Annotated in this window: 16 protein-coding genes and 1 pseudogene; 11 read left to right on the forward strand and 6 right to left on the reverse strand. The window is 59.1% G+C overall.

Annotated elements, in window-relative coordinates; all coding sequences use genetic code 11:
• Positions 1 to 113 precede the first annotated feature (113 nt).
• Complete coding sequence (locus IDM28_RS06525; RefSeq protein ID WP_188035585.1) at positions 114 to 686, forward strand: TetR/AcrR family transcriptional regulator; 573 nt, start codon at positions 114 to 116, stop codon at positions 684 to 686.
• Positions 687 to 733: 47 nt separating this feature from the next.
• On the opposite strand, the gene IDM28_RS06530 is transcribed toward IDM28_RS06525, so the two are convergent.
• Complete coding sequence (locus IDM28_RS06530; protein ID WP_188035586.1) at positions 734 to 1528, reverse strand: substrate-binding domain-containing protein; 795 nt, start codon at positions 1526 to 1528, stop codon at positions 734 to 736.
• 490 nt (positions 1529 to 2018) lie between these two features.
• Here IDM28_RS06530 and IDM28_RS06535 point away from each other — a divergent pair, with 490 nt between their 5' ends.
• Both IDM28_RS06535 and IDM28_RS06540 read left to right on the forward strand, forming a co-directional pair.
• Positions 2019 to 3320, forward strand: a complete 1302-nt coding sequence (locus IDM28_RS06535; protein ID WP_101317597.1) for an MFS transporter — start codon at positions 2019 to 2021, stop codon at positions 3318 to 3320.
• Between the two features lie 380 nt (positions 3321 to 3700).
• Positions 3701 to 4144, forward strand: coding sequence for a GFA family protein (locus IDM28_RS06540; RefSeq protein WP_188035587.1), 444 nt, complete (start codon positions 3701 to 3703; stop codon positions 4142 to 4144).
• A gap of 98 nt (positions 4145 to 4242) precedes the next feature.
• On the opposite strand, the gene IDM28_RS06545 is transcribed toward IDM28_RS06540, so the two are convergent.
• Entirely contained in the window at positions 4243 to 5751 is a 1509-nt protein-coding gene (locus tag IDM28_RS06545; RefSeq protein WP_223175880.1) for an ABC transporter substrate-binding protein, read from the reverse strand.
• Positions 5752 to 6130: 379 nt separating this feature from the next.
• Here IDM28_RS06545 and IDM28_RS06550 point away from each other — a divergent pair, with 379 nt between their 5' ends.
• Both IDM28_RS06550 and IDM28_RS06555 read left to right on the forward strand, forming a co-directional pair.
• Entirely contained in the window at positions 6131 to 6895 is a 765-nt protein-coding gene (locus IDM28_RS06550; protein WP_316936992.1) for a DUF637 domain-containing protein, read from the forward strand.
• 330 nt (positions 6896 to 7225) lie between these two features.
• A pseudogene (locus IDM28_RS06555) lies at positions 7226 to 7494 on the forward strand (toxin C-terminal domain-containing protein).
• A gap of 1609 nt (positions 7495 to 9103) precedes the next feature.
• Here IDM28_RS06555 and IDM28_RS06560 read toward each other — a convergent pair.
• The gene (locus IDM28_RS06560; RefSeq protein WP_188035590.1) at positions 9104 to 10405 is read right to left on the reverse strand and encodes a mechanosensitive ion channel family protein; all 1302 of its coding nucleotides are present in this window, start codon (positions 10403 to 10405) and stop codon (positions 9104 to 9106) included.
• Between the two features lie 105 nt (positions 10406 to 10510).
• Here IDM28_RS06560 and IDM28_RS06565 point away from each other — a divergent pair, with 105 nt between their 5' ends.
• Positions 10511 to 11872 (forward strand): DEAD/DEAH box helicase, encoded by a 1362-nt coding sequence (locus IDM28_RS06565; protein WP_101317619.1) that lies wholly within the window; start codon positions 10511 to 10513, stop codon positions 11870 to 11872.
• 90 nt (positions 11873 to 11962) lie between these two features.
• On the opposite strand, the gene IDM28_RS06570 is transcribed toward IDM28_RS06565, so the two are convergent.
• The gene (locus IDM28_RS06570) at positions 11963 to 12235 is read right to left on the reverse strand and encodes a hypothetical protein (protein WP_101317621.1); all 273 of its coding nucleotides are present in this window, start codon (positions 12233 to 12235) and stop codon (positions 11963 to 11965) included.
• 141 nt (positions 12236 to 12376) lie between these two features.
• Between IDM28_RS06570 and IDM28_RS06575 the strand changes: the two genes are divergently transcribed.
• The 3 genes from IDM28_RS06575 to IDM28_RS23795 all read left to right on the forward strand — a co-directional run bounded on the left by IDM28_RS06575 (position 12377) and on the right by IDM28_RS23795 (position 14148).
• On the forward strand, positions 12377 to 12781 hold the full coding sequence (locus IDM28_RS06575; protein ID WP_103436572.1) for a transcriptional regulator: 405 nt from the start codon (positions 12377 to 12379) through the stop codon (positions 12779 to 12781).
• A gap of 96 nt (positions 12782 to 12877) precedes the next feature.
• Positions 12878 to 13804: a DMT family transporter gene (locus IDM28_RS06580; protein ID WP_101317625.1), complete on the forward strand. Its 927-nt coding sequence runs from the start codon at positions 12878 to 12880 to the stop codon at positions 13802 to 13804.
• Positions 13805 to 14019: 215 nt separating this feature from the next.
• Positions 14020 to 14148, forward strand: coding sequence for a PA1414 family protein (locus IDM28_RS23795; RefSeq protein WP_256585700.1), 129 nt, complete (start codon positions 14020 to 14022; stop codon positions 14146 to 14148).
• A gap of 64 nt (positions 14149 to 14212) precedes the next feature.
• Here IDM28_RS23795 and IDM28_RS06585 read toward each other — a convergent pair whose 3' ends face one another.
• Entirely contained in the window at positions 14213 to 15592 is a 1380-nt protein-coding gene (locus IDM28_RS06585; protein WP_150572169.1) for a sodium:solute symporter, read from the reverse strand.
• A 144-nt stretch (positions 15593 to 15736) separates the two neighbouring features.
• Positions 15737 to 16687 carry an agmatinase gene (speB, locus tag IDM28_RS06590; RefSeq protein WP_101317629.1) on the reverse strand — a complete coding sequence of 317 codons (951 nt, stop codon included), beginning with the start codon at positions 16685 to 16687 and terminating at the stop codon, positions 15737 to 15739.
• 235 nt (positions 16688 to 16922) lie between these two features.
• Here speB and IDM28_RS06595 point away from each other — a divergent pair, with 235 nt between their 5' ends.
• Positions 16923 to 17816 (forward strand): LysR family transcriptional regulator, encoded by an 894-nt coding sequence (locus IDM28_RS06595; protein WP_101317631.1) that lies wholly within the window; start codon positions 16923 to 16925, stop codon positions 17814 to 17816.
• 136 nt (positions 17817 to 17952) lie between these two features.
• On the forward strand, positions 17953 to 19518 hold the full coding sequence (locus IDM28_RS06600; RefSeq protein WP_188035591.1) for a methyl-accepting chemotaxis protein: 1566 nt from the start codon (positions 17953 to 17955) through the stop codon (positions 19516 to 19518).
• Positions 19519 to 19584: the final 66 nt, after the last annotated feature.

Genomic DNA, 19584 nt, shown 5'->3' on the forward strand with positions numbered 1-19584 from the left:
CAGATGGGGAAGCGTTTTTATGATGTCGATCACAATCAAAACTGTCAACGGTTTTGATTATGGTCGACATCAGAGTATGCTGGGCCATCGTTACGAAGTCCCCGAGGCGCCCCATGAAGATCACCAAGACGCAATCACTCGCTAATCGCGCGCATATCGTCGAGACGGCTTCGCAGCTGTTTCGTGAACGCGGCTACGACGGTGTGGGTGTGGCCGAGCTGATGGCCACTGCCGGGTTCACGCAAGGGGGGTTCTACAAGCACTTTGGCTCAAAGGCCGACCTGATGGCCGAAGCGGCAGCGCTCAGCCTGGAGAGGTCTGCCGCCGGTGCGTGCACTATTGGTCTGGAGGAGTTCGTCAATCGCTACGTCTCCCGCGCCCACCGAGATGGCAGAGACACAGGCTGCACCGTTGCAGCCTTGGGTGGCGATGCTGCTCGCCAGTCCGATGAGGTCAAGGCGACCTTCGCCAGCGGCATCGAAAAGACCCTTGCAGCTCTTGAAGAGAAGTACCGGGCGGGGACAGGGGCGACGCCCGAGCAGGCGCGCGCCAAAGTCGTGAGCCTGTTTACTCATGCCGTGGGTGCCGTCATGTTGTCGCGGGCGTGCCCGGATGACTCAGCGCTGGCAGATGAAATACTGCAAGCGTGCCGGGCGGAGCTGCTGGATGCGCTGGCTGCCGACTGAGCAAGGCTTGCGCGGCTGCGCAAACCTTGTGGTCATTTTCTCGGTGATCAGCTGGCGTGGTGCGGCAGCGGTGACAAGCCACTGCTCTTGATCGCCGCATCTGCCTGAGGCGAAGCGAGGTATTCAAGCAGTGCCTTGGCCGCTGCCTGATGCTGGCTTTTGCTGATCATCGCGCCGGAATACATGGTCATCTTCTGTGCCTCGGCCGGGATCAAGCCAACGATGTCGATGCCCGGTACCGGCTTGAGTTCGCTGAGCTGCTGAAAGCCGATCTGCGCCTGCCCGCGAGCGATCACTGCACCGACCGGTTCGGCCGGGATCATGTGGGCTTTGGCATCGAACTCCGACCCCAGCTGCATACGTGGGAACAACGTCCTGGACAGATAAACACCGCTGGCGCTGTCCGAATAGGCGACCGATTTGCTCTCCACCAGCACCTTGCGCAGGTTCTGCATCGTGCTGATGTTCGGCTTCGGCTCGCCCTGGCGCACGGCCATGGCAATGAACGATTTGCCCAGGTCGATGCGGCTGGCCTTGTCTGCCTGGCCGTCAGCGACCAGCGTGTCCAGCGCCGAGCCGACCATCAGGACCACGTCAGCATCCTCACCCTTGGCCAGCCTGTTGGGGATCGCTTGCGGGGTGTCGCCCATCGACGGCGCCGCCAGAACATTCAGTTTGACCCCGAATTTTTTCTGGTAAGCGGGCGCTACTTCGCGGATGGCGCCCATGATGCCGCCGGAGCTGAGTACGGTCAGGGTGTTCGCGTCGCCAGGTACGGCTTCAGCTGCCGAGCACGTGAAGGTGGCCAGCAACAGTGCCGCGCAGGACATCGTTCGAAGCATGGGAGTGTTCTCCGGAACAAAAGAATCCAGATTACTGAGGCGCAGCCCCCGGTTCAGTTAACGGGCCGTGAAGGATGTTTCATGTTCTGAGCAAGCAGCGTGAACGACTATTGCCTATGTCGGTACAGCAGGGCAGACGCTGTGGCATCGGGCACTGGCTTGCGAGGTGATAAATCGCGGGCAAAAGAAAGCCCGCTGCTAGGCGGGCAAGTTCAATCACACGTAGGGATAGCTAGAGATTGCGCCCCTTGCCGTGAAAATTAAGTGAAAGTGAAGTCAACACGCCGTCAGATTTCACACACCAGTCCGATGCCAGCTGTAGCGTTCAAATGGCTGCAGATTCAGCCTCTGAAGTAGGGTCTGGATATAGCGATTGATAACAAAGACGCATCAATCCATGAAAATTAAACACTAACTGTTTCAAAATGTGTCCCGCATACTCTAGTTTAGAGCGTAACAAGCATTTTAAGAATATCGCTGGAGATCCGTCATGCATGCTTCATCCCCCGCTGCGGGCACTGCCCGTTCCCGCGCCGCAGCCGTGTTCCGCGTCACCTCGGGTAATTTTCTCGAGCAGTTCGACTTCTTCCTGTTCGGTTTCTACGCCACTCAGATTGCGACCGCATTCTTTCCTGCGGCGAGTGAATTCGCTTCCCTGATGATGACCTTCGCGGTGTTCGGCGCAGGCTTCCTCATGCGCCCGCTGGGCGCGATTGTGCTCGGTGCCTACATCGATGACGTGGGCCGGCGCAAAGGTTTGATCGTGACCCTGTCGATCATGGCCAGCGGTACGCTGTTGATCGTGCTGGTGCCCGGATATGCCAGCATTGGCCTGTGGGCACCGGCCCTGGTCTTGCTCGGACGGCTGCTGCAGGGCTTCTCGGCTGGCGCCGAATTGGGCGGGGTGTCGGTCTACCTGTCGGAAATGGCCACGCCTGGGCGTAAGGGCTTCTACACCAGCTGGCAGTCCGGCAGCCAGCAAGTGGCGATCATCGTTGCCGCAGCACTGGGCTACGGCTTGAACCAGTGGTTGGCGCCTGAGCAGATCAGTGAATGGGGCTGGCGCGTACCGTTTGCCGTGGGTTGCATGATCATCCCGTTCATCTTCCTGCTGCGGCGCAGCCTGCAGGAAACCGAAGAGTTCGCCAATCGCACCCATCGTCCGACCATGAAGCAGGTGGTGGCAACACTGGCCAGCAACTGGGGTGTTGTCATCGGCGGCATGTTGATGGTGGCAATGACCACCAGCGCGTTCTACCTGATCACCGTGTATGCACCGACCTTCGGCAAGACCGTACTCAACCTGACCACCACCGACGCCTTGCTGGTGACGCTGCTGGTCGGCGTATCGAACTTCTTCTGGTTGCCCATCGGCGGCATGCTCAGCGACCGCTTCGGGCGCAAGCCGATGATGATAGCGATGACCGTGCTGACGCTGTTCACCGCTTACCCGGCGCTGTCGTACCTGGCTCAGGCAGCGAGCTTCTCGCACATGCTTGAAGTGCTGCTGTGGTTCTCGTTCCTCTATGCGCTCTACAACGGCGCAATGATCCCGGCGCTGACCGAGATCATGCCGGTCGAGGTGAAAGTGGCTGGGTTCTCGCTGGCTTACAGCCTGGCCACGGCGTTGTTTGGCGGCTTCACCCCAGCCATGTCGACCTGGCTGATCCACCTCACCGGTGACAAGGCTGCGCCGGCGTACTGGGTAACCTTCGCTGCTGGCTGCGCGTTGTGTGCCACGCTGGTGTTGTACCGCCGGGTCAAGACCGCTCAGCCACACGCGGCGGTTTGATCGGGTTGTGATGACGCCTGGCGGCTCAGCTGCCAGGCATCAGCCCGATGCGTCTTCCTGGAAGCCCTACTCTGGGCGAGCAAAGCCAATAGCCACTGGCTCACCAAGGTGAGTTTTTCTCGTGGCTGTCAAATCATTGTAAGTGTCTGGCGCAGCACACTTATGCCAGCGGCACCCTGAGAACTGAGGTGGGTATGCTGAAGACGCTTGGTTTGACAAAAAATTGCAGGCAAAAGAAAGCCCGCTGCTAGGCGGGCTAAGGTCTATCACGTAGGGATGGGTATAGACTGCCAAGTCGCTCGTGAAAACTAAGTGAAAGGCAGGTCAATGGAGTGTCAGACCTGTGCCACTTTTGCCTCGGATGCCTCTGGAGAATCGCCATGGCTGATGCAAGCAACGATGATCGTCCCGTGTACCAGGCCGCCTGCCATTGCGGGACTGTGCAGTTTTCAGTGCGCTTGACCGATGGTGTGCGTACTGCGCGCCGGTGCAACTGCTCGCTCTGCCGTATGCGCGGTGCCGTTGCGGTATCAGCCAACCTGGACGATATCACTGTCACCCAAGGGCAAGAGGCGCTCACGCTTTATCAGTTCCACACGCGTGAAGCCAAGCACTACTTCTGCTCCAAGTGTGGCATCTACACCTTCCATCAGCGCCGTTCTGCGCCTGATCAGTACGGGGTCAATGTGGCCTGTATTGAAGGCATGAGCCCGTTTGATTTCCCTGAGGTGACTGTCAGTGATGGCCGCACTCACCCTAAAGACCGCTTAGATGGGGGCTCGCGAGTGGCAGGCTGGCTGCGCTACGAGAGCAATCCTGAGTGATTATCCAGCTTGTCTACTCGGCTTCCGAAACTGGCGGATGATAGATGCGATCAGCGTGGACAGCTCGCTGCCCTGCTCGGGCTGCGTCTGCAGCAGCTTCAAGCCTGCGCAGCGATACTGGCTTTGCTTTGGAACATGGCGGTGTCAGCCTTGAAAATCAAATCGTCGAGGTCTTCACCATCTTCCGGATACCACGCCACCCCTAGGCTGGCGCTAACCTTGATTTGGCTGTTTGCCCATGGAATGGGCAAGGCGACGGCTTCGCAGATTTCCCCGGTGACGCGCTGGATATCGTTTCGGTGATGCGCGCCGTCGAGCAGCACGACAAATTCATCACCGCCCATGCGCGCCGCTATTTCAAACTCGCAAATATTGGATTTGATTGCCGAGGCTGCGTGGATCAGCATGGCATCGCCCGCCTGGTGGCCATAACGATCATTGATCTGCTTGAAGTGATTCAAGTCGATATAGCACAAGGCCAGATGCTCTCCACGCTTTCTTGCGTCGAGCAGCCTCTGACTAGCGAAGGGAATAAAACTATTTCGATTTGGTAAGCCAGTCAGGCTGTCATAGAAAGCCAGCTTGTGTACTTCCTCTTGGGCGAGTTTGCGCAACTTTATCTCGTTGCGTAGATGGCGCTGGGCATTCAACAGAATCAGAGCGAACATCAGGACAAGCGCAGAGCCGATGCTGACCAGAACAATGGTCTTGCGCAGTCGCTCGACGAGTTGCGGCGGGTTGGGGTCGTAGATGAAGTTTTCCAATCCGGCAATACTGTCGACCATGCCCAGTTCGAGGAAAGTCTCAGCCATACGTTGCCAGCGCCCTGGGTTCATATGACCGATCTCGATCAGGTCAGATACCACTAGCGGACGCATGGCCTCAGCTTCGAATTGCAAGTGCGCGCGACTTTTCTCCACCGAATACTGATTGAGCAGCAGGTCTATGATTTGCTCTGGGTTATCCATCGCGTAGCGCCAGCCGCGCAGCGTGGCGCGGCGGAAGGCCTCGACGCGCTGTGGATGCTCGTCAATCTCGGCCTGGCTGGTGAACAGGATGTCGCTGTAGAAGTCGATTCCGTAAGTAACGGGCGAGATGATGTTATATGCCACGCCCCGTTCTTGCAGGTAGAAGGGCTCGTTGGTCAGGTATGAGTTGAACGCCGTCACTTTACCGCTGGCCAGATCCCCAATTTGAAAACTGCTGGGTATCAGCTGTAGTTTTTCGAGGGCTATACCTTCGCTACGGAACATCGCCAGAAAATCGGCATCTGTCTGCGCATTCATCAGCATCAACGGCTTGCCGATCAGGTCGTGCACAGTGCGAACGTCTTGGTCTGTACGAGCCACGAGCACGGAAGGTGAGTGCTGAAAAATCACCGCCAGAGCTACCAAGGGCTTTCCATGCAGGCGTGCGTAGAGCAATTCACTATTGGCTTCGCCGTACTGGGCACGCCCAGAGAGCACTTCTTCGACCGGTGTGACGTTGGGGCCGCCTTCGTGCAAGCGCACGTCCAGCCCTTCTTCCTGGTAATAGCCCTGAGCGATGGCGGCGTAGTAGCCCGCGAACTGGAACTGATGTTTCCAACGTAGCTGTACATCAATCACTTGCGCAGCACTATGGTGTTGAGTGACAGGGCTCGCCGAGGCAGCCTGAGCCCAGAGCAGCACAAGACACAGCAGTCGACGCAGCCGAACCAGCAGAACTCTCTCCGGCCGGTCGAGCGCGTTAGAACAGCAACGGAGGCTGGGCATCGTGAAGGTCCGTTAATCGCGCTCATGGTTGAGCGTGCAAGGCGTTGCAGGGCATGGGTCGGCATTGTGACATCGCGCATGCAGGGCCAGCAATCGCCAGCCACGATGACCAAAGCGGCCGTTATCTTTGCTTCGGCGTGGCTGGCGCCTGATTGCCAGTGGCACTGCTACGGCCAGTGCAGTGGCTGGTGGCGCGGCAGCGGGATCGACGGCTGCGGCAGGATGGGCGAACGTGGCGCTATCCTCGGTCGCCGCCAGTGCGGCAAGCGGAGCGACCATAAGCACGATCAACAATCGTGGCAACTTGGGCCTGGTGCTGAAGGATGTGACCTCCTCTGATGCGCTTCGTGGTTATGTGGTGTCGGGGATTACCGCAGGTTTGACCACCGGTGTGTTCGATGACTGGACAGCGACCGAAACGGCAACCTCAACCGCGCTGCCTAATAGTGGCGCCGTATTGCCAGCTGGGGGGCTTTCCACTTGGGACGGCATTGGTCGCTTTGCAGGCAACCAGCTGCTGCAAAACGGTACTTCGACTGTACTGGATCGTGCTCTCGGTGGTGACAGCGCGTTGAGTGATGCGCTGCGTAGTAGCCTTGCCAGTACATTTGCAGCTGCTGGGTTCAACCTGGTTGGCGATTTGGGTAATCGCTTCGACCTTCAGCAAGGTGGCGCCGCCAAAGTTACACTCCATGCGGTGATGGGCGGGCTGGCAGCGGAGGCGGCTGGAGGCGATTTCAAAACTGGCGCAGTCGCAGCCGGGCTCAATGAGGCGCTAGTAAATACCCTTGCGCAGCATTATGCCGAAATTCAGCCTGAAAAAAAGCAGCAGTTACTGTTAGTGAACTCACAGTTGTTGGGTGTTTTAGCGGCTGCTTCGGCCAACGGAGACGGCGACAGCTCGCAGATGGGGGCGTGGGTGGCGAGCTACTCGACGCAATATAATTACCTTACACATGAAAAAGTTGAAAATAAGCGCGCGAAAGAAAAAGCCTGAGCGGATGATGGGTGCGTACAAGATGTACGAGAGGAATATGCGGAACTGGATGAAGTTCGCAATAAAAAGTTGGCCGACTTATGTCGCAATAATCCTGGGCAATGCGAGGATATTTCCGCGAAGCTCAGTGCCGACGGGCCGAAACTCAGAGCGTTAGCTAAAGAAGCAGCTGCTCAAGGTGAATATGGCGCATCCGTTGTCATCGGTTATGTGATTAGCAGTAGTAACCAAGACGCGCAGAACATCATTGCAAGTGAATTGAGCGCGCTTGAAGGTGGAGATGGGAGTCGGTTCCTTTCCGTGCTAGGCTCGACGTTGCTAAGTGCGACGATGGGCGGTCGCTCGGTTGTTACGAAGCAACCGGTGTACAGGACGACCAAAGAGGCAAAAGTAGCGGCAGAGGCGTTAGGGTATCAGAAAATAAGCGAAACGGTTCATGGCGGCCCAGCAGTATTTCGTAAGGGCAAATCCTACATCACCCGAGATCTGGATGGGCACATTGGAGGTGCATGGAAAATGGTCAGTTCAGTAAAGCCTTGGAAAGTAGGACAACACGTGACGGGACTTTTGACAAGAATTTGAATCGTATCGGAGACTGAATGAGCAGTAGAGTAGACTGGGAGAATCGAGGCAAGACAGTGGCGGAGCTTATCGCTGAACTTAAGACGTTTGGCAATCAGCAACTTAAAGTGGAAATGTCTTTTGATGAGGGGCAGACAGCGAAGCCCATTAGTCTCGTTGTTAAGCGGGATGGTAAGTGTCTATTGTTGCATATAGATTCGTCAGGTGAATGATGATGGGGTGATAGCTTGTGACCAGTAGGGGGGGTGTATCGCTGGTTTCTGCAACTGCCCGACAGGCTCACTTAATTTCTTTGAAAATTAAATACGATTGTGTCTACTTATAATAGTAGGCACCATCACCTTGATCATTAAGCTTTCCACGAAAAATTATGTCACAACCGCATGAAAAAGCCCCCTGGTGCATAGCAGTACCTGGCCCGACATCCTATCGGCGAACAGCTGCGGGTGCTGAACATTGCTTTGGAGCTCGTATATGAATACCCATAAGTTGAGCAGGTGAGTGCTATTCCGTTAATGAATTTAATTACCTTATCGAAATCGCAGCCTTCAAACTCATCTTCCTCCTGAGTAACCGCAGCTATCGTCCAGCCAACCACCCCCTGAAATTTACTTGCTGTAGCTCCAGCAAATGCTGGGAGCGATACATTGATAAAGAAGGCTGCATAACAACCAGTAAAAAAACTTCATTTCATTCAATCCAAAGGCATATACCGGCCGCGGTAAGCGGCGTCGGCTTAAATGAATTGTTAGGTCTCAGGCCCACCTGATCCACTTCAGTAGGTCACGAGCGCAATCAGACGAGGGTAGGTCTATTTTAAACAGCTGTCGTTCGCCTGCGAGTTGAGGAGAGACCCGGGCAAGCGCAGTCGGGGATTTTCAGGTGGATAGCACGTGATTTTGCCCAGGCGGCCCCTCATACGCTCGGGGAGTTTGCTGACGAAAACAGAGCACTTCGTGGTGGTACGAGGGTCAAACGCCAGCTCGGCGCCTGTGTCAAAGCGGTAGCTGACTAGGTATTCATTATTGTCCTGTGCTAAGCGGACGGCATGCGGATCTGCATCCAGCATGGCTCTCAGATCTTCCCCTTGCATGAGTATTCCCCTGTGAGGCTTAACTATAGTCGCCAGCATGCTGGCCTGATCGCAGATTAGCCCTCAGGCTGGGGCTAGGCAACGAGTCAGCTTCTGCGTCGAAAATTATCGAAATCACTGGCCCGGATATCTAGGCAATGAGAGGGAAGTGAGTCGTCCCTGCTTTCTTAGATGCTTTTCAGCGCCTGCTTTTGGCCGATTTCTGCCCTGAAAGTAGGGCAGCTATGGGTCGAAAGCGATCATCCTCGACCGTCTGCTTTAGACGCTTTACAGCCGGTAGCGTAAGGCTGCAATTACTTCTGCTCCCAATGTGGAATCCATACCCTCCACCAGCGCCGTCCTGCGCCAGATTAGGACGGGGTCAATGCGGCTTGTATCGAACGCTCTGACCAAAAATCGCAGGCAAAAGAAAGCCCGCTGCTAGGCGGGCCAAGGTCTATCACGTAGGGATGGCTATAGATTGCCAAGCCGCTCGTGAAAACTAAGTGAAAGGCAGGTCAACGGAACGTCAGACCTGCGGTTTGGCGCAAATTTCACGCCTCACTCATCTCTTCCAACCGCCGCGGTGCTGGCTCAGGCGCCGCACGCCCGGCCAGGCCAATCCGCATGTCATTACCACTCGGCTGCTGATAAACACTCAGGCCGAACTCCGGCAGCACCGCCAGCAGATAGTCGAACACATCGCCTTGAATCCGCTCGTACTCGGCCCACGCGGTCGTGCGGGTAAAGCAGTAGATTTCCAGCGGCACACCTTCGGCGGTGGGCTGCATCTGGCGGACCATGCAGGTCATGTTCGGGTGCACGTCGGGGTGGGCTTTCAGGTAGGCCAGGGCAAACGCGCGGAAGGTGCCGATGTTGGTCAGCTTGCGCCGGTTGGCCGAGAGGTCGGCGACCAGGCCCTGGGCTTCGTTCCAGTCCTGCAGCTCTTTGCGCTTGCTTGCCAGATAGTCGCCCAGCAGGCGTACGCCGGCCAGGCGCTGCTCTTCTTCGAGGGTGAGGAAGCGTACGCCGGCGGCGTCGATGAACAGGCTGCGTTTGATCCGGCGGCCGCCGGATTGCTGCATGCCGCGGTAGTTGCGGAACGACTCGCTCATCAGGCGCCAGGTGGGGATGGAGACGATGGTCTTGTCGAAGTTCTGCACCTTGACCGTGTGCAGGGTGATGTCGACCACGTCACCGTCGGCGCCGACCTGGGGCATTTCGATCCAGTCGCCGACATGCAGCATGTCGTTGCTGGTCAACTGTACGCTGGCGACGAACGACAGCAGGGTGTCCTTATAGACCAACAGCAGCACCGCCGACATGGCGCCCAGGCCCGATAGCAGCAATAACGGCGAGCGGTCGATCAGGGTGGCAATGATGACGATGATGCTGAATACCCACAGCACCATCTTGGCCAGTTGCACGTAGCCTTTGATCGAGCGGGTGCGGGCGTGTTCGGTGCGCGCATAGATGTCGAGCAGGGCATCGAGCAGGCATGCCAGCGCCAGGGTCATGAACAGCAGGGTGAAGGCCAGCGCGACGTTGCCCAGGAAGTGCTGGGCGGTGGCGCCGAGCTCCGGCACCAGCTTCAGGCCGAACTGGATGATCAGCGACGGCGTGGTTTGCGCGAGGCGATGAAATACCTTGTTGTGGCGCAGGTCGTCGAACCACCTGAGGGCTTGTTGGCGGGCCAGCAGGCGGCTGGCATGCAGCACCAGAAACCGCGCCAGGCGGCCGAGAATCAGCGATACCAGCAGCAGCACACCCAGGCCAATGGCGGCGTGCAGGGTCGGGTGTTGGTCGAGAGTGCCCCAGAGATCAAGGGTGTTGAACCAGAGTCGTTGAATGTCCATAGGCTAAAAAAGCGGTCTGTATTGCGGAACGAGGGCTAATTAGAGCGCGGATCGGGGCAAAGTTGCCAAAAGAAATTCGGTTCTGGCGGCGGAAAACGGTACCCTATGCAACTTGAATTTACGCACTTGCCCGAGGTTACCCCCGTGTTTTCCCAATTCGCCCTGCATGAACGCATCCTTAAAGCCGTGGCCGAGCTGAAATTTGTCGAGCCGACTCCGGTACAGGCGGCGGCCATCCCCTTGGCGTTGCAAGGGCGAGACCTGCGGGTAACGGCACAAACCGGCAGCGGCAAGACCGCTGCGTTCGTCCTGCCGATGCTCAACCGCTTGGCTGACCTGGGCGGCCCGCGCGTCGAGATCCGTGCGCTGATCCTGCTGCCGACCCGTGAGCTGGCTCAGCAGACCCTGAAGCAGGTCGAGCTGTTCTCGCAGTTCACCTACATCAAGTCGGGGTTGGTCACCGGCGGTGAAGACTTCAAGGAGCAAGCGGCCATGCTGCGCAAGGTGCCGGACGTGCTGATCGGCACCCCAGGGCGCCTGCTTGAGCAGCTCAACGCCGGCAACCTCGACCTGTCGCATGTGCAGGTACTGGTACTGGACGAAGCCGACCGCATGCTCGACATGGGTTTTGCCGAAGACATGGAGCGTTTGTGCAAAGAGTGCGAGAACCGCGAGCAGACCCTGCTGTTCTCTGCCACCACCGGCGGCGCCGCGCTGCGCGATATCATCGGCAAGATCCTCAAGGATCCAGAGCACCTGATGCTCAACAGCGTCTCGCAGCTGGCTGAAGGCACCCGTCAGCAGATCATCATGGCTGACCATGACCAGCACAAAGAGAAGATCATCCACTGGCTGCTGGACAACGAAACCTTCCAGAAGGCGATCATCTTCACCAACACCCGCGTAGCTGCCGACCGTGTCTATGGTCACCTGGTGGCCAAGGACATCAAAGCGTTCGTGTTGCACGGTGACAAGGACCAGAAAGACCGCAAACTGGCCATCGAGCGCTTCAAGCAAGGCGGCTCCAAGGTGCTGGTAGCAACCGACGTAGCGGCCCGTGGCCTGGACATCGACGGCCTCGACCTGGTGATCAACTTCGACATGCCGCGCAGCGGTGACGAGTACGTACACCGTATCGGCCGTACCGGCCGTGCCGGTGGGGAAGGTCTGGCGATCTCGCTGATCACCCACAACGACTGGAACTTGATGTCGAGCATCGAGCGCTACCTCAAGCAGCAGTTCCAGCGCCGCCTGATCAAGGAAGTCAAAGGCACCTACAACGGGCCGAAGAAGGTCAAGGCGTCCGGCAAGGCCGTCGGCGTCAAGAAGAAAAAAGTCGACAAGAAGACCGGCGAGAAGAAGGCTGCTGCCAAGCGCAAGCCAACTGCCAAGCCGCGTCCTAACGCGCCATTGGCCAGTGTCGATGGCATGGCTCCGCTGAAAAAGCGCGCGCCCAAGCCAGAGTAAGTCTCTCCGGGGTCGCGTTCGCGGCCCCTGATCTGCGCCCGCCCTTCAGCGGCGGGCTGCAGTTGATCTAGCCGCAGGCGTTGCGACTGATCACTCCGCTTTCTTCTCCGCAGTTTTCAGCTCCTGCAGACGGTGCTCGATCAGCTGGCACTTGTCCGGCACATCCTTGCTTTCAGTCGCCAGGTCCATGCCCTGCAACTCGTCGTTGATTTCCTTGGCCTTTTGCGGGTTTTGCTCAGTCAGTTGGCTGACCACCTTGGCCAGCTCTTCGCGTTTGGCGGTGGCTTCTTCCGGCGTGCAGGCCCAGCTTGGCAGGGCGATGCACAGACCGACGGCAATGGCACAGCTGCTTAGGATTTTCACGGGTTGACCTCCTTGTTGGCGTTATCCGGTTGAGGGGCCAGCGGCTGGAAAGTTCATGTGGTCAGGCCTTCTGAACGCTTGCCAACACCCGCATGTCCCACCCTGTGTACCTCTTTCCGTCCACAACAGGGAGCCATCGCCATGAGCCACTACGACTGGGATTTGATCGAACGCTTGTTGCACGAAGTGCAAAACGGCGCTGAACAAAGCTTCACGCCTCGCCCTTACGCCGAACAGCACGCCGCCGCGCTGGCCGCCAAAGGCCAACCGGTAGGTGACTTGGACCAGCTGAAAACCCGCGCCTGCGAATACGAGAAGCTGCTGCTTGATCGCGGCTACATTGCCAGCCGCCCGGAAGAAGAGGGCGGTAACGGTGAAAATTTCGTGCTCACCGAGCGTGGTTCGCGCCTGCTCAGCATGATCGACAGCAGCATCCCCGGCTTCGAGCATCCGCGTCAGGTGTTGGATGAGCAAGCCGATGCGCTGGATCAGCCGACCTTCGATCACGTGTCGTCGAAGGCGCAAATCGCTGGCGGTGCAATTTAGGCTGGCCGGGCAGGGCTTCGGCGTCCGATAATCGCAGTCTGATCCACTCATCTGCCGAGCCCTGCCCATGCCTGCGTATCACACCGAGGCCCGCCTATGAGCGCGGCCCGCAAGAACCCTGATGCCTTTGCCCTGCAATTGATGCTCGGTTTGTGCCTGATCTGGGGCAGTCAGCAGGTCATGATCAAATGGGCCGCTGCGGATATCGCGCCAGTGATGCAGGCGGCGTTTCGCTCTGGCATCGCTGCGCTGCTGGTCGGCCTGCTGATCTGCTGGAGGGGCGGCTGGGGGCAGGTGGGTAGCACTTGGCGTGCGGGGTTGCTGGCGGGCGCTTTGTTTGGCCTGGAATTCATGTTCATTGCCGAGGGGCTCAAGCTGACTTCGGCGGCGCATATGTCGGTGTTCCTGTATACCGCGCCGATTTTTACCGCCCTGGGTTTGCACTTCATGCTGCCCAGCGAGCGCCTCAGGTTGCTGCAGTGGCTGGGCATCCTGCTGTCGTTCGCGGGTATTGCGTTGGCGTTTGCTGGAGGCGTGCAGCTGGATCAGATTGATGGGCGAACGCTGCTGGGTGATGCCTTCGGTGTGCTGGCTGGCTTGGCCTGGGGAGCTACTACAGTGGTCGTGCGCGGCTCGCGTTTGTCTGAAGCGCCGGCGACCCTGACCTTGTTCTATCAGTTGATGGTGGGTTTTGTCGGATTGCTGATGATTGCTCTGCTCACTGGGCAGATCGGCATGGTCACGCTTACGCCGCTGGCGATGGGCAGTGTGCTTTTCCAGGGCGTGGTGGTGTCGTTTGTCAGTTACCTGACCTGGTTCTGGTTATTGCGTAAGTACCTGGCTTCGAACCTGGCGGTGTTCTCTTTCATTACTCCGCTGTTTGGCGTGACCTTTGGCGTGCTATTGCTGGGTGAGCCGTTGAGCGTGAATTTTGTGCTCGGTGCGTTGATGGTTTTGGCCGGAGTAGTATTGGTCAGCGCTGAGCCTTGGGTGCGCCGGCAGTTGCGCAAGGTGGTTGGTTGAGGCGGTTAATGGCGCAGCAACCCCCTCCAAACGCCGCTTGCAACAGGGAGAAACAGTTGACCGGCGGTCGGAACAGCCCGCCGCTGCTTGATCCCTGTCAAAATCGGCCTTATGTATAGGATTAGACGCATGCGTAATGCAGGACATAGGACTATGATCTGTATGAAACATCGAATGATCGATTTGCCGTGAGGCTGACCCGTGAAGGGGGCACTATGAAAACACCACTGTTCAACTGGCTCCATGACCTGGCTGTCGCCTTGGGTCTGATACCGCCACCGCTGCAACCGGTGCCGATCCCCACCGACGAAGAGCAGCGCAAACGCCAGCCTCGTCGCCGTTGAAACGAGAAGGCCGCCGCATTTGACTATGCAGCGGCCTTTGTCTTTTCAGCGCAGTGCAGTCAAATCAGGCCAGATTTGCGCTAGCCACCGGCCGCCGCGACAGCAGGCTGACCAGCACAAAGCTCACCAGGCCAACCGCCAGGCTGTAGTAGATCGGCGTATTGGCATCCAGGCCATCCTTGACCATGAACAACAGCGCGGTGGCGAAGCCCAGCGACATGCTGGCGATGGCTCCTGCGGTAGTTGCGCGCTTCCAGAAGATTGCCCCCATCAGCGGGATCAGCATGCCGCCCACCAACAGGTTGTAGGCCAGGGTCAGAGCGCTGATTACATCATTCACTGCCAGGGCGATGGCCAACACCACCAGGCCGGTGAGTAGGGTGAACAGGCGGCTGGTGGCCAGGCTCGATTGCTTGCCACCGCGCAGCTTGGGCAGCAGGTCTTCGGTGACCGTGGTCGAGGCCGCCAGCAAGCCGGCACTCGCGGTCGACATCATCGCCGCCAACGCGGCAGCCATCAGCAGGCCGCGAATGCCGTCAGGCAGGGTGGTCTTGATCATGGCGGCGAAGGCGTTGTTGGGGTTGGCCAGGTCCGGCAGCAGCACATGTGCCGCCATGCCGATCAGTGCGCAGGCCAGGCCGTACAACACGCAGTAGATACCCGCAGTGGTACCGGCGCGCTGGCAGACTTTTTCATCCCGCGCGGTGAACACACGCTGCCAGATATCCTGGCCTATGAGGATGCCGAAGAAGTAAATCAGGAAGTAGGTGAGGATGGTGTCCCAGCCGATGGTGGTCCAGTTGAAGCTGGACGCCGGCAGTTGCGCCACCAGTTGATCCCAACCGCCGACCTTGTACAGGCACACCGGCAGCAGGATGAACATCAGGCCGACGGTCTTGATCACGAACTGGACGATGTCGGTCAGGGTCAGCGACCACATGCCGCCAATGGTCGAGTAGATCACCACCACGCCACCGCCGAGCAGCACCGACAGCCAGAACGGCAGGTCGAGCAACACTTGCAGCACGGTGCCCATGGCCAGGGTTGAGGTCACTCCGATCATCAAGGCATAGGCCAGCATGATCAGCGCGCTGGCCTGGCGCGCCATCGGGTTGTAACGCCGCTCCAGCACCTGGGTCACGGTGAAGATGCGCAGGCGCAGCAGCGGTTTGGCCAGGAACAGGTTCAGCGCAATGATGCCCAGACCCAGTGCGGCGCAGAGCCAGAAGCCGGAGATGCCATGTACATAGCCCAGGCGGACGGTGCCGACGGTCGATGCGCCGCCGAGGACGGTGGTGGCCATGGTGCCCATGTACAAGGTCGGGCCGAGGTTGCGCCCGGCCACCAGGTAGTCTTCATGGGTTTTCGCGCGGCGCATGCCGTACCAGCCCAGAGCGAGCATGCCGGCGGCATAGATCAATACAACGATGATGTCCAAGGCCATTGGGGGTCTCCCGATTATCATTATTATGGCGAGATCAAGTGCCCGGGCAGCCTCACGGTGCCCGGCGGTATCAGCAAGTACGGGTGGGCCTGTCACTGGCCCATGCAAGCAGTGCGACTGCAATCGAGCGCGCTGTCGACATCCTTAGCGGCGCGCTACTCCTGGCAGTACGCAAAGCATTTCAAACAGCAGGTTGGCCCCCAGCAGCGAGGTGTTGCCGGTGGTGTCGTAAGGTGGGGAGACCTCGACCAGGTCACAGCCGATCAGGTCCAGGCCCTGACAGCCGCGGATGATTTCGATGGCCTGAATGGTGGTCAGGCCGCCAATTTCCGGGGTGCCGGTGCCGGGCGCCCAGGCCGGGTCGATGCCATCGATGTCGAAGGACAGATATACCGGGCCACCCGCGACCTTCTCACGCACTTCAGCCATCAACGGCTCTAGCGACTTGTGCCAGCACTCTTCGGCCTGCACTACGCGAAAGCCCTGGCGGCGGCTCCAGTTGAAGTCATCGGCCGTGTAGCCTTGGGCGCGCAGGCCAATCTGCACGACCCGGTCGCAATCGAGCAGGCCTTCTTCGACGGCGCGGCGGAAGGTGGTGCCGTGGGCGATCTTCTCGCCGAACATGTGGTCGTTGACGTCGGCGTGGGCATCGATGTGCACCAGGCCGATCTTGCCGTGTTTTTTGTGCAGCGCGCGCAGAATCGGCAGGGTGATGGTGTGGTCACCACCCAAGGTCAGCGGGATCACGTTGTGTTCGACGATGGTGTCGTAGGCTTCTTCGATGATGCGCACGGCATCCAGCAGATTGAAGGTGTTGATCGCCACATCGCCGATATCGGCAACCGACAGCGAGTCGAAGGGCGCGGCGCCGGTGGCCATGTTGTAGGGGCGGATCATGACTGATTCGGCGCGGATCTGGCGCGGGCCGAAGCGGGTGCCGGAGCGCAGCGAGGTGCCGATGTCCAGCGGCACGCCGACAAACGCGGCGTCCAGGCCTTCAGGGCTTTGCAGGTGGGGCAAGCGGAGCATGGTGGCGATGCCGCCGAAACGCGGCATTTCGTTGCCGCCCAGTGGTTGGTGCAGAGTCTTGTCCACAGTGGGCCTCATCAGTCGATCGATTGTTATGGTTGTTCGAACCTGGGCCAACATGCTGCAACTGAGCGCAGCGGGCGGCGAGCAGGGTCATTGCGGGCAGTCTGCGCAAGCTGGTGGCCGAGAAGAATCGCTACCGACAAATACTTAGTTCAGGAATCTCTGAACTAAAGGCCGCCGCCAAGGTAGACTCCGCCCATTGCAACTTGCCCATTGCCACTGCGGACCGATCACCACCATGGCCTCGTCACTGCCCGACCCGAAACTGCTGCGGATCTTTGTCAGCGTGGTACGCCACCAAGGCTTTGCAAATGCCCAACGTGAGCTGAACCTGTCGACGTCGGCCATCAGCACCTACATGAGCCAGCTGGAGGCGGGGTTAGGCATCGTGCTCTGCCACCGTGGCCGCGGTGGCTTCAGCCTGACCAGCAAGGGCGAGCTGTTCCACCAGGAGACGCTGCGCCTGCTGGCCGAGCTGGATGGTTTTGAACAGTACGCCGCGGCGCTCAAAGGTGAATTGCGCGGCACGCTCAACCTTGGCGTGCTCGACTCGACCGTAGGCGATCGCGCCTTGCCGCTGGCAGAGGCGATTGGCGCCTACAGCCAGGAGCATCCGGCCGTGCACCTGCACTTGTCGGTGTCCAGTCCATACGAGCTGCAGCTGGGGGTGCAGGACAACCGCCTGGACCTGGCCATCGGTGCGTTTTCTTCGCGCATGAGCGGTCTGGTCTATCAACCGCTGTATCGCGAGCAGCATTGGCTCTACTGCAGCAACCGCCATTCGTTGTTCGCCGAAAGGCGGATTCCAGAGCCCGTCATTACCCAGCAGCGCATGGTTGGGCGAGGCTACTGGAGCCAAGCCGAGCTGGCCCGGCACGGCTTCAAGCATAGCGCGGCAACGGTGGAAAGCATGGAGGCGCAGCTGATCCTGATCCTGTCCGGCGCCTATATCGGCTATCTGCCCGAGCACTATGCACAAGCGTGGGTCGACAAGGGCGATTTGCGCGTATTATCGCCCGCCACATTTGGTTACCAAGCCCCGTTCTCCCTGATCATCCGTCGCGGCCGTAGCCGCGAACCATTGATTCAGACCTTCCGTGATTTGCTCAAAAGTCAGCTGAACGTCAGCTGATAAACGCCTGGATGAATGCACTCCGTCAGGAACGGTAAATTTCCTACAAAAGTGCCTGCTGACAGGCTTTCGCTCTGCTAAATATTGATTGGCCCCTGATGAATTTCCATCGTTTGCACACGCAAGGATTGCCTTGATGCGCCTGAACTTGCCCGTTACCGAGCATGAAAGAACCTTCCCCAACGAACAGCGGCTTATTTCCACTACCGACCTCAATAGCCGCATTACCTATTGCAACGACGCATTCGTGGCCATCAGCGGTTTTACCTACGATGAACTGGTCGGACAAACCCACAACCTGGTGCGCCATCCAGATATGCCGGCGCCGGTATTTGCGCTGATGTGGGACACCATCAAACAGGGCAAACCGTGGATGGGCGTGGTCAAGAACCGCGCCAAGAACGGTGACTTCTATTGGGTCAGCGCGTATGTCACGGCGGTGTACGAAAACGGCCGCATCAGTGGTTATGAGTCGGTCCGCTCGGTCCCCAGCCGTGAACAGATCAGCCGTGCGGAACTGCTATACGCCCGCCTGCGCAGTGGCCAGCGCGCAGTGTCGTGGTCGACGCGCGTGCTGCACGGGGTTGGCCAGAGCTGGCCGATACTGGCCGCTGCTGCGCTGTCTACTGCCGGCTATCTCTGGCTCGCGCCGCAGGCTGCGATCGCCGTGCTGCTGGCCAGCCTGCTGGGTGCCGGCTATGCGCTGAACCGCCTGCACGCTCGCGCTCTGCAGCGCACCCTGGACGAACACCCGAAAGCCTTCACCGACCCGTTGGTGGCCCTGACCTACAGCAATAACCGCGGCCTGCATGGCCAGCTGGACCTGGCCATCATCAGCGAAGAGGCGCGCTTGCAGACGGCGCTGACCCGCCTGGTCGATGCAGGTGTCGGGGTCAAGGCACGTGCAGCGCAGTCTGCTGGATTGTCAGATGCCCAGGCGCAGATGCTTGACCGCCAGCGCAGCGAAACCGAGCAATCGGCCACCGCCATTGCGCAGATGGCTGCGACTATCCAGGAGGTTTCGCAAAACGTGCAGAGCACTGCCCATGCTGCCGGTGACGCTGACCAACTGGCCCAGCACGGCAGCCAGCTGGCTCAGCAAAGCCTGCAGGCGATGGGCAGCATGAGCGAGGCGGTCAATGACATCGGCCAGGCCGTGCACGCCTTGGCTCAGCAGACGCAGTCGATTGGCAGCGTGGTCGATGTGATCACGTCGATTGCCGAACAGACCAACCTGCTGGCGCTTAACGCGGCTATCGAAGCTGCCCGCGCGGGCGAGCAGGGCCGTGGCTTTGCCGTGGTCGCCGACGAGGTGCGCTCACTGGCCCAGCGCACGCGCACCTCGACCGACGAGATTCACCAGATCATCAGCAGCCTGCGTGCGGGCGCCGAGCGTGCGGTGTCGTCGGCTAGCCGTGGTGAACAGATCTCCCGCGACAGCGTGCACAGTGTCGAAGCGGTGCGTGAGGCGCTGAGAGGCATTGCTCAGGCGGTCAGTCGCATTACCGGCATGAGCCAGCAGATGGCGACTGCCTCGGAGCAGCAAAGCCACGTCGCCGAAGACATCAACCAGCAGATCACGCGCATTTCCCACCTGTGCGACGAGAGTGCCGGACAGGCCAGGCAGGGCGCCGAGATCAGCCAGGACCTGGAGCAGATGGCCGAGTACCTGCACAGCCTGGCCGAACGTTTCAACCGCTGACCACCTCCCGAACCCACATGGACGTGGGCGCTGTATGTTCTTCTCGAGTGGCTATGGCACACTGGC

The organism is Pseudomonas sp. EZ-C24 (genome assembly GCF_014525325.1).
Lineage (GTDB): Bacteria > Pseudomonadota > Gammaproteobacteria > Pseudomonadales > Pseudomonadaceae > Aquipseudomonas > Aquipseudomonas shirazensis.

Bases quoted from the DNA above. Each gene is read 5' to 3' on its own strand.
- IDM28_RS23795 (WP_256585700.1), top strand. From the start codon at position 14,020: ATGAAAACACCACTGTTCAACTGGCTCCATGACCTGGCTGTCGCCTTG.
- IDM28_RS06580 (WP_101317625.1), top strand. From the start codon at position 12,878: ATGAGCGCGGCCCGCAAGAACCCTGATGCCTTTGCCCTGCAATTGATG.
- IDM28_RS06595 (WP_101317631.1), top strand. From the start codon at position 16,923: ATGGCCTCGTCACTGCCCGACCCGAAACTGCTGCGGATCTTTGTCAGC.
- IDM28_RS06575 (WP_103436572.1), top strand. From the start codon at position 12,377: ATGAGCCACTACGACTGGGATTTGATCGAACGCTTGTTGCACGAAGTG.
- IDM28_RS06525 (WP_188035585.1), top strand. From the start codon at position 114: ATGAAGATCACCAAGACGCAATCACTCGCTAATCGCGCGCATATCGTC.
- IDM28_RS06600 (WP_188035591.1), top strand. From the start codon at position 17,953: ATGCGCCTGAACTTGCCCGTTACCGAGCATGAAAGAACCTTCCCCAAC.
- IDM28_RS06565 (WP_101317619.1), top strand. From the start codon at position 10,511: ATGCAACTTGAATTTACGCACTTGCCCGAGGTTACCCCCGTGTTTTCC.
- IDM28_RS06530 (WP_188035586.1), bottom strand. From the start codon at position 1,528: ATGCTTCGAACGATGTCCTGCGCGGCACTGTTGCTGGCCACCTTCACG.
- IDM28_RS06535 (WP_101317597.1), top strand. From the start codon at position 2,019: ATGCATGCTTCATCCCCCGCTGCGGGCACTGCCCGTTCCCGCGCCGCA.
- IDM28_RS06540 (WP_188035587.1), top strand. From the start codon at position 3,701: ATGGCTGATGCAAGCAACGATGATCGTCCCGTGTACCAGGCCGCCTGC.
- IDM28_RS06585 (WP_150572169.1), bottom strand. From the start codon at position 15,592: ATGGCCTTGGACATCATCGTTGTATTGATCTATGCCGCCGGCATGCTC.
- IDM28_RS06560 (WP_188035590.1), bottom strand. From the start codon at position 10,405: ATGGACATTCAACGACTCTGGTTCAACACCCTTGATCTCTGGGGCACT.